12 protein-coding genes are annotated in these 13,653 nt (G+C 37.6%); 9 read left to right on the forward strand and 3 right to left on the reverse strand.

Translation table 11 applies throughout. The features are described 5' to 3' along the window. Positions 1-149 precede the first annotated feature (149 nt). On the reverse strand, positions 150-2,057 hold the full coding sequence (locus QM491_RS00645) for an AAA domain-containing protein (RefSeq protein WP_283325329.1): 1,908 nt from the start codon (positions 2,055-2,057) through the stop codon (positions 150-152). 376 nt (positions 2,058-2,433) lie between these two features. Between QM491_RS00645 and miaB the strand changes: the two genes are divergently transcribed. The 5 genes from miaB to secG all read left to right on the forward strand — a co-directional run bounded on the left by miaB (position 2,434) and on the right by secG (position 7,363). After that, positions 2,434-3,852, forward strand: coding sequence for a tRNA (N6-isopentenyl adenosine(37)-C2)-methylthiotransferase MiaB (gene miaB, locus QM491_RS00650; RefSeq protein WP_283325330.1), 1,419 nt, complete (start codon positions 2,434-2,436; stop codon positions 3,850-3,852). A gap of 176 nt (positions 3,853-4,028) precedes the next feature. After that, a complete protein-coding gene (locus QM491_RS00655) occupies positions 4,029-5,399 on the forward strand; it encodes a sigma 54-interacting transcriptional regulator (RefSeq protein WP_283325331.1) in 1,371 nt (456 codons plus the stop codon). Then, a complete protein-coding gene (locus QM491_RS00660) occupies positions 5,380-5,901 on the forward strand; it encodes an LptE family protein (protein WP_283325332.1) in 522 nt (173 codons plus the stop codon). Before QM491_RS00655 ends, QM491_RS00660 begins: the two co-directional genes overlap by 20 nt. A 224-nt stretch (positions 5,902-6,125) precedes the next feature. After that, positions 6,126-6,812, forward strand: a complete 687-nt coding sequence (locus QM491_RS00665) for a DUF8458 domain-containing protein (RefSeq protein WP_283325333.1) — start codon at positions 6,126-6,128, stop codon at positions 6,810-6,812. A gap of 191 nt (positions 6,813-7,003) precedes the next feature. Continuing rightward, entirely contained in the window at positions 7,004-7,363 is a 360-nt protein-coding gene (secG, locus tag QM491_RS00670; RefSeq protein WP_095164023.1) for a preprotein translocase subunit SecG, read from the forward strand. A 170-nt stretch (positions 7,364-7,533) separates the two neighbouring features. Here the strand turns inward: secG and QM491_RS00675 are convergent, their stop codons facing one another. Next, complete coding sequence (locus QM491_RS00675; protein WP_283325334.1) at positions 7,534-8,250, reverse strand: hypothetical protein; 717 nt, start codon at positions 8,248-8,250, stop codon at positions 7,534-7,536. A gap of 578 nt (positions 8,251-8,828) precedes the next feature. On the opposite strand from QM491_RS00675, the gene QM491_RS00680 reads away from it, so the two are divergent. Beyond that, positions 8,829-9,107 (forward strand): co-chaperone GroES, encoded by a 279-nt coding sequence (locus QM491_RS00680; RefSeq protein WP_095164021.1) that lies wholly within the window; start codon positions 8,829-8,831, stop codon positions 9,105-9,107. Between the two features lie 105 nt (positions 9,108-9,212). Continuing rightward, entirely contained in the window at positions 9,213-10,838 is a 1,626-nt protein-coding gene (gene groL, locus QM491_RS00685) for a chaperonin GroEL (RefSeq protein ID WP_095164020.1), read from the forward strand. A gap of 199 nt (positions 10,839-11,037) precedes the next feature. Here the strand turns inward: groL and QM491_RS00690 are convergent, their stop codons facing one another. Continuing rightward, the gene (locus QM491_RS00690; protein ID WP_283325335.1) at positions 11,038-12,036 is read right to left on the reverse strand and encodes a helix-turn-helix transcriptional regulator; all 999 of its coding nucleotides are present in this window, start codon (positions 12,034-12,036) and stop codon (positions 11,038-11,040) included. A gap of 162 nt (positions 12,037-12,198) precedes the next feature. Between QM491_RS00690 and QM491_RS00695 the strand changes: the two genes are divergently transcribed. After that, entirely contained in the window at positions 12,199-12,990 is a 792-nt protein-coding gene (locus QM491_RS00695; protein WP_283325336.1) for a hypothetical protein, read from the forward strand. A gap of 19 nt (positions 12,991-13,009) precedes the next feature. Further along, entirely contained in the window at positions 13,010-13,639 is a 630-nt protein-coding gene (locus QM491_RS00700; protein ID WP_283325337.1) for an alpha-ketoglutarate-dependent dioxygenase AlkB family protein, read from the forward strand. The last annotated feature ends 14 nt before the right edge of the window (positions 13,640-13,653 follow it).

Raw genomic sequence — 13,653 nt, forward strand, 5'->3', positions numbered from 1 at the left:
TGAATATATTTTGCTATCACTAACTATACTATATGCTTTCTACTATTATTTCTTACTCTCTGCCAGCAATTTTACTGTTTTGGCTTACAACATTCAATCCTAAAAATGTTGATTTTTCGTTTTCAAAGTTTCAAAAAGTAGTAAAAAAATCACATAAACTCCCACGCACTTAAATATGCTCCGTGCTTCTCTGCATACTCTATGAATTTTGCATAAAAATCAAACTGTGCCAAAGTTGCGCTATCTCCGATAACCACAAGCTTTTTTCTTGCTCGTGTCATTGCCACATTCATTCTTCGAATGTCGGAAAGGAATCCTATTTCCCCTTCTGCATTATTTCGAACCATACTGATATACACAATATCTCGTTCTTGCCCCTGAAAACTGTCAACGGTATTCACTGAAATCTTTTTCAAATACCTTTCTTCAATTCCAGAATGTTGCACTAATTGCTGTAACTCTAACACTTGTTGTTTATAAGGCGAAATCACCGCAATACTTGGTGCGGTGCTATCTGGTTTATCGGCTTTGTAGTTTTCTATTAATTGAGTAAGGTGCTTTACCAATAATTGTGCCTCCTCGGGGTTGATGGTTGAGGTTCCAATTAATTTTTCTTCAAAACCACAACCCGCAGTATCTACAAAATTCAAGGCAATTTCTCCATCAAACAAGGTTTGTTGCGCTACCGAATCATGTGCTTTTAGCAAGTTCTGATAAAACACTTGTGACGAATATCCCATAATCAACTCATTCATACGGTATTGCTCTTGCAACAACACCACAGATTCGGGATGTGTTTCGACAGATTTTTCTAGTAATGTTTTACTTAATCCTTTTTGCGAGGCCTCATTTGATTTGATGGTTGGTGCCAACTGACAATGGTCACCTGCCAATACCACACGTTGCGCTTTCAAAATCGCAATCCAACAAGCAGGTTCCAAAGCCTGACCAGCCTCGTCGATCACTAATGTTCTGTACTGCAATTTTCTGACCGTATAATGATTTGCTCCCACCATCGTTGCCGTGACAATTTGAGTTTTGGTCAAAATATCATCAATCATATATTGCTCCGTGCGCTCTACCTCCTTCATGATTTTATGCGCCTCCTCAAACAACAATTTACGTTGGTCACGCTCGGATTTACCAAAATTACGTTTGTATTTATGCGCCATATTTTTGAACTCCTGCGCTTGCTTCTTAAATCGTTTGATTTCTTTTATAGCAGGATGATCCGTCATTTTAGCATCCAAAGTCAATGCCATCAAAGAATCCGAAACTCTTGCAGGATTGCCCACTCGCAACACATTGAGCCCAGCTTGAGACAACTTTTCGCTCAATAAATCTACCGCTGCATTACTAGGAGCAACTACCAATATTGGAGCTTGGTCTTTTTGTGCTAGTTGCTGAATGGCTTCAACCAAGGTAGTGGTTTTACCTGTGCCAGGAGGTCCATGAACAATTGCCAAATCCTGCGCTTGAAGGATTTTTGTTAAAGCCTTATTCTGAAACTCGTTTAGTTTTATGCTAGGTTTAGCCTGAATATATTCATCAAATGTAGGTTTGGCTTGCCCTGTAAGCACTTTTATCAAGTTTGCTTTGGGCGAATTACTATCATTGAGATGTACTTGTGCTACTTTCAAGGCAGCAAACATTTCATCATAGCTATTCTCGTCAAAAAGGACATCGATACCCAACTTTCCATCGCGACTCCAGTCGGGCAATTCATCAGTTCTCAAGGTCAGCTTTAACCTATTGCCACCTTGATAGGACACCAGCCCTTCTATCCTATCATCCGAAGGATTATGGTTACTAAATAAAGTTGCAGGAACACCAAAGCGAAACAAATGTGCCAAATCATGATGTGTTGTACGCTCCAACTCCACACTAATATAATCGCCCTTTGTCAGCTCTGTGCCACGAATCGCCACAGGATACCACGTAAGTCCATTGGCTCGACGCTCACTTACACTAGTACTTTCGGTCAGTTGTTTGTATTGTGTGCGGTCTTCTTCTCGCTCAGTTTGTAATAAAGATGTTAAATTTTCAAAATAAGACATTAGTATAAGTTATGAATGATGAGTGCGGAGATTCCAAAATTGTTTTTTCAATAATTTATTTTCGAAAAAACATTCACTCCTTATTGCAACATCATTGAATGGATAAAAGCTTAAATTTTCCTAAAATTCCTTAAATGAACCTTTGGAGCTGAACTAAAATTGTGAAAAGGCTATTTTACTATCATGTCAAATCTGTACATATTAAGATATAGAATCAACAATTATCACAATTCCACAAAAGTCTGACATAATGGCAGGATTGACAAGAAAAATCAGTAAATTTGTAGATTAAAACGAATGAGGCGGTCAATTAGAAGCAAAAGTATTCTGATTGCGCCTAACACCCTATTCGAATCATATTATTCTTAATCAAAAGATGAGAAGCTTAGAAATACTCAAAGACGAAGACAAAGAAGCGTTAGAAGTAGCCCGCATTTCAGTGGACGAAACTGGCAAGGAAAGTAAAAAGAAATTATACATCGAAAGTTACGGCTGTCAGATGAATTTTTCGGATAGTGAAATCGTGACTTCGATTTTGCAAGAACAAGGCTATGCTACAACAAGCCAATACGAAGAGGCTGACGTAATCTTGTTGAACACTTGTGCCATTCGTGAAAATGCGGAGCAAAAAGTGAGAAATCGTCTGAAAAACTTTACACCACTTAAAAAGAAAAAACCTCAAGTTGTAGTTGGTGTATTAGGTTGTATGGCGGAACGTTTGAAAACGAAATTTTTGGAAGAAGAAAAAATCGTTGACGTAGTCGCTGGTCCAGATTCTTATCGCGATTTACCTAACCTTTTCAGTGAGGTTGACGAAGGTCAAAAAGCTATCAATGTATTTCTTTCTCGTGACGAAACTTATGCAGACATCACGCCTGTCCGCCTAAACTCGAATGGCGTAACAGCATTTGTAAGTATTATGCGTGGTTGCGACAATATGTGCTCATTCTGCGTAGTGCCTTTCACAAGAGGTCGTGAGCGCTCACGTGATGTACATTCTATCTTAAAAGAATGTCAAGAATTATTTGACAACAACTTCAAGGAAGTTACTCTTTTAGGGCAAAACGTAGACTCATACAAGTGGTCATCTGAAGATGGCAGTGAGACTGTCAACTTTGCTCAGTTGCTTGAAAGAGTGGCTTTGATTAGTCCAGAACTCCGTGTTCGTTTCTCTACGTCACACCCTAAAGATATTACAGATGAAGTACTACATACCATGAAAAAGTATGATAACATCTGTAACTATATTCACCTGCCAGCGCAATCAGGTAATTCGAGAGTCTTGAAAGTCATGAATCGTACTTATGATCGTGAGTGGTATTTGAACCGTATCGATGCGATTCGTGCTATTTTGGGCGAAGAGTGTGGTATTTCGCATGACCTTATTGCAGGCTTCTGTACCGAAACAGAAGATGAGCATAAAGATACCTTGAGCCTTATGGAATATGTCAAATATGACTACGGCTATATGTTCGCTTATTCGGAAAGACCAGGCACGCCTGCTGCCAAAAAATTGGAAGATGATATTCCTGAAGACGTGAAAAAACGCCGTTTAAATGAAATCATTGCCCTTCAACAACAACACTCATTGGCAAGAAACCAAATGTCAATTGGTAAGGTTCAGAAAGTATTGGTGGAAGGTTTCTCAAAACGTTCGGACGATTTCTTACAAGGACGCAATGACCAAAATAAGGTGGTGGTGTTCCCTAAATTAAACTTCCAAAAAGGTGACTACGTAAACGTTCTTATCAAAGAATGTACCGCAGCAACCCTCATTGGAGAAGCGGTGGTTTAGAGTTTAGTTAGTGATTGAGTGAATGGTGATTTAGTGAATATTGTATTAAATATTTTCCGAGATGTGTTTAATATTTCATTCAGTATATTAACAATAATCGTTAACTAATCACTCAATCACCACTCACTCAATCGCTCAATGACAACTCAATCAACCTATCCAAATCTTATAAATATATGACTAATTCCGAATTACAATCCATCAAAGCCCGATTTGGTATAATTGGCAATTCTCCCGCCTTGAACCATGCCATCGAAGTAGCTGCACAGGTTGCTCCTACCGACATGACCGTGCTGATTACAGGCGAAAGTGGTTCGGGAAAGGAATCATTCTCAAAAATTATACATAATGTTTCGGCACGAAAACACGGTCAGTTTATTGCGGTAAACTGCGGTGCAATACCCGAAGGAACGATTGATTCAGAATTATTTGGTCATGAAAAGGGAGCTTTTACTGGTGCAGTAGATGCTCGTAAAGGTTATTTTGAAGTGACCGATGGCGGTACCATTTTCTTGGACGAAATTGCCGAAATGCCTCTTGGTACTCAAGCTCGCTTGTTACGTGTACTCGAAAATGGAGAATTTATTAAAGTGGGTTCATCAAAAGTACAGCGTACCAATGTCAGAGTTGTAGCGGCCACAAACATCAACTTGATGCAGGCTGTAGAGCGTGGCAAATTCCGTGAGGACTTGTACTACCGTCTCAATACCGTTCCAATTTTTGTGCCTCCATTGCGTGACAGAGGTTTAGATATTGAGTTACTTTTCAGAAAATTCACAACGGATTTCGCTGAAAAGTATCGCATCAAACCTATCCAATTGACTCAGGATGCTCAGAATATTTTGTTGTCACAAAGGTTTCCTGGCAATATCCGCCAGTTGAAAAATTTGGCTGATCAAATCTCCATTTTGGAAGTTGATGATCGTATTGTCGATGCCAACAAGTTGACCCATTATTTACAAATGAATAGTGGACAGCAAGTAGGTAATGGGCTTGTACGTAAGGATTTTGAGGCACAAAATAAAGAAAATTTTAGTGAACGAGAATTACTCTACAAAATTCTCTTTGACATGCGTCGTGATGTGACTGAACTCAAAAAGATGTTTTTGGAGGTGCTGAAAAATAATGGTGAAATGACTGGCGATATTCTCAAAGGGCATGAAACACTTTTCCAAGGTTTAGAAGGTGAAACGATTCCTACTAATTATGGACATAGTTATCAAGCGCCAGAAATGAATCCCAACCGTATTTTGCCTCCAAGTACTCCCAATTACGAGCAGCCTAACTATCAAAGTGTAAATGTTTCGCCAAGTGATAATGAGCTAAAAATTATTTCGCTCGACGACAACAATACTGCCAACGATGTTTACGATATTACTCATGTAGCTGAGGAAGTATCTTTATCTCTAGAAAAACAAGAGAAAGATATGATTATTAGAGCATTGAGAAAAAATAAAAATAAACGTAAATACGCAGCACAGGATTTGGGTATTTCCGAAAGAACGCTTTACCGCAAAATCAAGCAATATGATATCGAAGAAGAATAATCTCTGGAAAATTTCTGGTATATTACTTTTTGTAGGGATAGCAAGTTTATTACAAGCTTGCTATACTTTTCGTGGGGCTAGTTTGGACCCTAATTTGAAAACCATCCAAATTCAAAACTTTACAACACAGGCAGCGGGTGGACCAACCAATCTAACCTTGACTTTCAATGAAAAAATGAAAGAATACTTTCAACGAAACACTTCATTGAAAATGGCGAACATCAATCCAGATTTGATGTTTGAAGGAAGTATTACAGGATATGATGTCGAAGCTAAGGCTACTAGTTCATCCGATAAAGGGGGCTTGAACCGCCTCACCATCAGAGTTCAAGTAAAGTTTACCAATGCTAAAGACGAGAATAAAAACTTTGACCAAGAGTTTTCTTTCTATCAGGATTTTCCTCAAAATCAAACCGTTGCAGCGGTAGAAAAGGAATTAATCCCTAAGATATTTGACCAAATTGTTTTAGACATTTTTAACAAAACCGCTGGAGAGTGGTAAGAGCTTTTGAGTGATGAGTCTTTTGAGTTGTGAGTGATGAGTTGTGAATTGTGAATCTATTTAAGAAAATATTCAAGTAATCAATCTCTTGCATTAGCATCGTAGGACTATAGTTTGGGGATAAAGAGCTTGTCTATAAAATACAGGCAATTCAAAACTCATAATTCACAACTCCCAACTCACCACTCAAAAAACTCATCACTCTTTTTACCAATAACTTCTCGATGACTAAAGAAGCTTTTTCATATTTAGTGACCAACCCCAATGAAGTTTCCAAAAAGGATGTTGAATCTTTGGAAGCTATTTTGGAGGAATATCCTTTCTTTCAACTAGCACATACCTTAGTGGCAAAAGGCTATCATGCGAATTACGCTGAAGAGTTAGCTAACGAAAAAATTCGTAAGGCTGCTATTTATGCCCTCAACCGTAATGCTTTAAGAAAGATTATCAATGGAAGTTTTGTGAACGAAAATCTTGTTCCTCAAAATTCTCCTAGCACAGTAGAATACATCAATAAAGTTGATAAAATCATAGAACAAGCAACGGCAGAAGAACAACCGCAAAACTTTGCAAATCATGATTTAATGGCTTTTTCTGCCTCTTATGAAGATGCCTTGTTGGACGATATTTTGAATAAGCAACAAAAACAGCTTGACATCATCAATTCGTTTATTGAAAAAGACCCAGGCTTGATTCGCACCTCTAAAAGTCAGATGGATTCGCCTGTGAGTCATGTTGATTTATCTGCCAAAAGCACGAAAGTAGAAAAAGATATTGTTACAGAAAGCTATGCCAAAATTTTGACCATGCAAGGACGCAAAGAAAAAGCGATAGAGGTGTATGAAAAATTAATTTTGAAATTCCCAGAAAAAAAAGCGTACTTTGCGGATAAAATTAAGGCCTTACAGTAGGAAGAGTTTATTTACTTGACTAAATTTAGCACTTCAAGCATTCAATAAGTTCTTCTCAAAGCAATGAGCTTGCGATTTGAGCTTATCGTCTAAAATGTCTTAATTTGGCCTAATGCCTACTGCTATTGCTTACAGCGTTAGTAATTCATTTCCCAAATACAAAATATTCACATTTAAAGTAAAAGTAAAAAATGTTCGGAGCAGTTATTGTAATTATTTGTATCGTAGCGGTATTGTTAGTGTTCGTAGTACTTGTGCAAAACCCTAAAGGAGGTGGCTTATCGGGTGAATTCGGTTCGGCTGGCGCAAGCCAAATGTTCGGTGTACAACGCACTGGCGACCTACTTGAACAAATTACTTGGGGTGGAGCGATTCTAATTGCTTTGTTAACATTGGGTTCTAAGTTTTTGACTCCAACAGCTTCTGAAGGAATCAACTCGGTGAACGTTGAAAAAGCAGCTACTAAAACTATTCCAGCGGCTGTACCTGCACCAGCTCCTGCTGCTCCAGCTTCAGGAACTCCAGCACCAGCGCCTGCACCAGCGAAATAATTTTCGTAGGTTCGGATACAACAAAAAAGTCGAGCAAGAAATCTTGTTCGACTTTTTTTGTTAATTATGTCTAGTCAAGAACTAGTTGCATTTTGAGCGTTAAGCTCAACACAAGAAGATTCCTCAAAACTCCCAACTCCGCACTCAAAATTCAACACTCAAAACTCCATCTACGCCGCCGATACCATTTCAACTACTTTGCGTTGAGCTATTGGCAAAAAGGTTTCTTCTAAGGGTAAAATACTTGAAGATTCAACCAAAAATGTGGCAGGGTTTGGCAAGTGTCTATATTTTTTGACTAAATCAATCTTCATGTTTTCGAAAGTATTCGCCATCGAACGACGAACAGTATCCACATAGAAGGTTTTTAGACCTCTACATTTTTCGTGGTTATTTTCAAAAATGGTCAGATTGAATTGATAAATCCGTGTTTCTTGAATACAAGGCTCATACAAAAACAAATAACCTTCATTTTTGTACAAAGGCAAAACACCAATGGGCGCAATTGAAATCCCTTTTTCGACCTTTAATAAAAGCTCCTTTCCTTCTTCAATTGAATACTTAAATTTTGGCAAAGCATATTCCATAATACTTTGCATTTCGGATATAACTTCGTTTTCAGGCTGTTTTACTTCTTCATAATCGACTTGCAAAGCATCCGAATCCAATCCTTTAATTCTTTTAGGAAAATTTTTCGCCATTTGTTGAAGACCATCCTTAAAGTACATTGAGTACTCATAATGACGTTGCAAATCAGACAAGTCAGGGTAAAGCTTCTTTTCTTTGAAGTTAGTTTTGACAGATTGTAGATAGGCGAGCAACAAATATTTTTTGTACTCGAAGTCAATTAAACCTGCGGTGAGCCAATCTTTTTCTAAATTTCTCATCTTGGGCCTCCTTTTTTGAAATTAAGTGGTGATTGTGTGAATTGGTGAATCAAGTTAAAGGTGACTCTTGCGGTAGAGTTTGAAGTATAACTATTGCAGATTTGGGATTTCTGATTTCGAGAATGAAGAAATATACTTTTATTTTTTACAAAATAGCTTAAAAAGTAGAGTACAATTCCGAAATCCAACATCCGATATCCGAAATAGATGATTCTTACAATCCTTGGCGCACTAGTATTGTAGAGTCATGAATTTTTCTGGCGATTTCACCTACACTTAAAATTAAAAACTTTGTCAAAAAAAACAAATATTCAGGGAGCTTTTTGAAATTGGCATAAAGAAGAAACCTGTTTGAAGTCAATTTGTCATAAAATAAGTACAAAATAGTAGACAAAATTTCAGGTTGAATTGACAAATGAGTGGAGTATGACATAGTTTGAAGCCAAAACCTGACAATATTTCAGCAAAATGCCCAATGGCACAAAAAATGTACAAAGATGCCATGTCAGCCACCTAATAATTGCGGCTGGCTCTGACCTAAAATTTACATAAACAAAAAATAACTCTTACAAAAACAAATGTCAACAGTTAGTATCAAACCATTAGCTGACAGAGTTCTAGTTGAACCAGCAGCAGCAGAAGAAAAAACTGCATTCGGAATTATCATCCCTGACACAGCGAAAGAAAAACCACAAAAAGGAACAGTAGTAGCAGTAGGTGCTGGCAAGAAAGATGAGCCGTTGACTGTTAAAGTAGGCGACACTGTATTATACGGTAAATACTCTGGTACTGAAATCGCGGTTGAAGGAAAAGATTATTTAATCATGCGTGAAAGCGATATTTTCGCAATCGTTTAGTTTTTACAGTAAGCTTTAGCAATTAGCTGTAAGCATTTCAAACTTTAATTATCTAACATTGTAACAAATTTAGCGCTTGTTACATATAGTATAAACAATACAAAAATGGCAAAGGAATTATTTTTTGACACCGACGCTCGTGATAAATTGAAAAGAGGCGTTGACACTTTAGCAAATGCAGTAAAAGTAACTTTAGGACCAAAAGGTCGTAACGTTATCATCGACAAAAAATTCGGTTCACCAACAATCACTAAAGATGGTGTTTCGGTAGCGAAAGAAATCGAATTGGAAGATGCAGTTGAAAACATGGGTGCTCAATTGGTGAAAGAAGTAGCTTCTAAAACGGCTGACCAAGCTGGTGATGGTACTACTACTGCAACTGTATTGGCTCAAGCTATCTACACAATCGGTTCTAAAAACGTAGCTGCTGGTGCAAATCCAATGGATTTGAAACGTGGTATCGACAAAGCTGTTAGTGCGGTTGTAGGTTCATTGAAATCTCAATCTAAAGCTATCGAAACTTCAAACCAAATCGCTCAAGTTGCTACGATCTCTGCTAACTCTGATGCTGAAATTGGTAACATGATCGCTAACGCGATGGACAAAGTAGGTCGTGAAGGTGTAATCACTGTTGAAGAAGCTCGTGGTACTGAAACTGAAGTTAAAACTGTAGAAGGTATGCAGTTTGACCGTGGTTATTTGTCTCCATACTTTGTAACAAACACTGAGAAAATGGAAGCTGAATTAGAGCGTCCATTCATCTTGATTTCTGAGAAGAAAGTATCTTCAATGAAAGAATTGTTACCAGTATTGGAAGGTGTTGCTCAAACTGGTCGTCCATTGTTGATCATCGCTGAAGATGTTGACGGAGAAGCTTTAGCTACATTGGTAGTTAACAAAATCCGTGGTGCATTGAAAGTTGCTGCTGTTAAAGCGCCAGGTTTCGGTGACCGTCGTAAGGCTATGTTGGAAGACATCGCTATCTTGACTGGTGGTACTGTAATTTCAGAAGAGCGTGGTTTCAAATTAGAGCACGCTACTATCGAATATTTAGGACAAGCTGAAAAAATCATCATCGACAAAGACAACACAACTGTTGTAAACGGTGTTGGTTCTTCAGATGGTATCCAAGCTCGTGTAAACCAAATCAAAGCTCAAATCGAGAACACTACTTCTGATTATGACCGTGAGAAATTGCAAGAACGTTTGGCTAAATTGTCAGGTGGTGTTGCTATTCTTTACATCGGTGCTGCTACTGAAGTAGAAATGAAAGAGAAGAAAGACCGTGTTGACGATGCTTTACACGCAACTCGCGCTGCTGTAGAAGAAGGTATCGTAGCAGGTGGTGGTGTAGCTTTAATCCGTGCTATCTCTTCATTGGACGGTTTGAAAGGTGAAAACGATGACCAAACTACTGGTATCAACATCATCCGTCAGGCTATCGAAGCTCCATTGAGAACGATCGTTTCTAACGCAGGTGGTGAAGGTTCTGTAGTAATCAACGCAGTGAAAGCTGGCGAAGGTGACTTTGGTTACAACGCTCGTGAAGACAAATACGAAAACATGTTAGTTGCTGGTATCATTGACCCAACTAAAGTAACTCGTTTGGCTCTTGAAAACGCAGCTTCAATCGCTGGCTTGTTGTTGACTACTGAATGTGTGATTGCTGACAAACCAGCAGCAGACCTTCCAGCAGCTCCACACGGTGGCGGAATGGGCGGAATGATGTAATCAATTTCTGCTTATAAATCAAAGGCCTCTTTCTACGGGAAGAGGCCTTTTTTTTGTTAAGCGGTTACAAATGTCAACTATGATGGTTAAATGCTCTTTGTATCTCATTTGAGGGCAACTGTTTAACCAACCAACAGCATTTGTTATGAAAGCTTATGAAAAGTGAAAACTTCTACAAAGTACCACTCAAATCAAACACCTACCAATACAGAGAAGTAGATTTATTAATACGACTTAATATTGTCTCTTGAAATGACTTTGGACTTAACACTTTGACAGTTTCACCAAACGACAAAATCAACTTTTCTAACTCATAATTTGGGACAACACTAATGGTAACTTCAAGACCATCTTCTGTATTCTTACTTTTTTGTGTTGGATGTATTGGTTTCGTTACGACATACGGGGCTTGACTAGGAGAAAACCACAACTTGATAGTTTGTAACTCATCATCGACTTTTTTAGTAACGCCTATTAAATCATAAAAATAGTCCTCCCAATCAACTTCTGTTTCAATATATTTTGTCTTAGACTCCTCAATAGTTTTAATTCTATCTAAAGCCATATTCCAGTATTCGCTTTTTGTAAACTCGTTATAACCAAAGACAAACCAACGGTTATTGTATTGTTTCAAGTAATATGGGTGAAAAGCTATTGAATAAGGCAATGGACTTTTGAAATCTTGATATTCAACGGTCAAAGACCGTTTGTTTACAATAGCATTGAATAAAGGCGTAATAAATTTTGAACCTTCATAATCTAAATTACTCTCAAATGACATAATTTCTCTTTCAAGACTAACCAAACCAAGTTTAGATTCAATGGCTGGAATAATTTCATTGATAAACTCAAATTGCGGAATACCCTTAAACCTCGACAATACTTGCAACGCAGACTTTAACTGCTTAGCTTCTGTTTCATTTAAAGGTTGGTTATTTATGGAATAAGCAGGATCCGAATATTTGAAATATACAGTTCGACCGTCTTTGTATTTCTCTATCGGTGCTTTCCATTCCGACAATTCCATATACTGCATATCAGCATAAAATTGAGTTTTCCCAATACCTTCCAACCCTTCTTCTAATAGGGCTTTGTTAGCTTCATCTATTAACCGTTGCCAAGTGTATTTGGCTCCTGTATTCCGTAAACACCTATCGTAAGCAAGATAGCGTGTTAAAGCTTTTTTATTTATTGACATATCTGTTCAGTTTGCCTGAACAAATATATTGTTTGTTTGCATCGTAATCAAACAAACAATTAAAAAACAAAGAAAACGGAAACTTATCAGTTCAGTTTGACTGAACACATAGGTTTCATCTTTGCATCATCTAATCAATATTTAAAACAAAATATGGGAAATATGAGCACCAATTACGCAACCAATGTGAAATCTGCAATCGCAGTAAACCCAACTTTCAAAGCAATTTGTGAGTTCAACATCCAACAATTCCCAGTTGATGGATATTCAAGATATTATAGCCAACTTGGAAATGGTACTGCCATTTTGCAAACAGCCGAGCAACTCAACACCTATTTAGCCTCATACGCTGATATGCACCAACACAAACTAGACCTTGCTTTCGCTTCACTATTCGGCAAAGAAGATTTTAACAACAAATCGGCTGAAATTATTGACTGGGGTTGTGGACAAGCATTTGCATCTTGTGTGCTTATCGACTTTATCAAGAATAACAACATCAAACTTGATTTATCAAAGTTCACTTTAATTGAGCCATCTGCAATGGCTTTACAAAGAGGATTAGAGCACATTGATGCTATCTATCAAAGAAAGCCAAAGCCACAAACCTTTTCAATAAATAAAAAGGCTGATACCCGCCTTTCAATTAAAGGTTGTCAGGCAAGCGGAAAAATTAAAATTCATCTTTTTTCTAATGTGCTTGACATACATACTTTAGACTTGAATCAAGTTTTAAAAAATGTAACAAGTAACTTTGACGGCTTGAATTATTTTGTTTGCGTAAGCCCAATAAATGGACTCAGATTACGGACCTTTTACAAAATGTTTGGTCAGTCAAATTTATTATCATCAAACGGCAGTTCCATTGTTACCGAAGTTTTCCGACCAAGTGCAATGAGGAAGGTAACAAAGTCAATTTCAAGAGTGGAATACATTTTCAAAACGAACCTATAAATAATTAAATTTACAAGATATGGAGAAGAACATTCAAGCGGATCTATTCGGGCAAACAATTGCCCCCCCCAATCCAATAATCAAATTGCAAGATGCTGAATTGCTTTATCATCCTTCGTTTTTCGATAAAGCGGAAAGTGATAGAATCTTCAAAACGCTTTTAAAAACTATAGAATGGAAGCAAGACAAGATAATGATGTACGGAAAGGAATTACCATTACCACGCCTATCTGCTTGGTATGGCGATAACAACAAGCCATACACCTACTCTGGAATTACACTTAATCCATTACCTTGGACTGATGAGCTTTTGCTGATAAAGGAAAAAATCGAAGTTGAAGCAAAAGTAAAATTTTCAAGTGTGTTGATTAATCGTTACCGTGACGGACAGGATTACGTTGGTTGGCACACAGATGCAGAAAAGGAATTAGGAAAAAATCCAATTATCGGTTCTGTGAACTTTGGTGCGACCCGAAAATTTCAACTAAGGAGAATTGACGACCACAAAGAGAAATTTGAAGTGGAGTTAAAACACGGTACTTTTTTGGTGATGGGTGGTGCAACACAACATTTTTGGCAACATCAAGTTCCCAAGACTGCATTGAAAATTGGAGAAAGACTGAATTTGACATTCAGAGTTATTTATTAAGTGATAAATTTGTT

This window comes from Flectobacillus longus, assembly GCF_030056705.1.
GTDB classification, from domain to species: Bacteria; Bacteroidota; Bacteroidia; order Cytophagales; family Spirosomataceae; genus Flectobacillus; species Flectobacillus longus.

Excerpts from the sequence above, each read along its gene's own strand:
- QM491_RS00680 (WP_095164021.1), top strand. The coding sequence starts at position 8,829 with ATGTCAACAGTTAGTATCAAACCATTAGCTGACAGAGTTCTAGTTGAA.
- QM491_RS00665 (WP_283325333.1), top strand. The coding sequence starts at position 6,126 with ATGACTAAAGAAGCTTTTTCATATTTAGTGACCAACCCCAATGAAGTT.
- groL (WP_095164020.1), top strand. The coding sequence starts at position 9,213 with ATGGCAAAGGAATTATTTTTTGACACCGACGCTCGTGATAAATTGAAA.
- QM491_RS00660 (WP_283325332.1), top strand. The coding sequence starts at position 5,380 with ATGATATCGAAGAAGAATAATCTCTGGAAAATTTCTGGTATATTACTT.
- QM491_RS00655 (WP_283325331.1), top strand. The coding sequence starts at position 4,029 with ATGACTAATTCCGAATTACAATCCATCAAAGCCCGATTTGGTATAATT.
- miaB (WP_283325330.1), top strand. The coding sequence starts at position 2,434 with ATGAGAAGCTTAGAAATACTCAAAGACGAAGACAAAGAAGCGTTAGAA.
- QM491_RS00695 (WP_283325336.1), top strand. The coding sequence starts at position 12,199 with ATGAGCACCAATTACGCAACCAATGTGAAATCTGCAATCGCAGTAAAC.
- secG (WP_095164023.1), top strand. The coding sequence starts at position 7,004 with ATGTTCGGAGCAGTTATTGTAATTATTTGTATCGTAGCGGTATTGTTA.
- QM491_RS00700 (WP_283325337.1), top strand. The coding sequence starts at position 13,010 with ATGGAGAAGAACATTCAAGCGGATCTATTCGGGCAAACAATTGCCCCC.
- QM491_RS00675 (WP_283325334.1), bottom strand. The coding sequence starts at position 8,250 with ATGAGAAATTTAGAAAAAGATTGGCTCACCGCAGGTTTAATTGACTTC.
- QM491_RS00690 (WP_283325335.1), bottom strand. The coding sequence starts at position 12,036 with ATGTCAATAAATAAAAAAGCTTTAACACGCTATCTTGCTTACGATAGG.
- QM491_RS00645 (WP_283325329.1), bottom strand. The coding sequence starts at position 2,057 with ATGTCTTATTTTGAAAATTTAACATCTTTATTACAAACTGAGCGAGAA.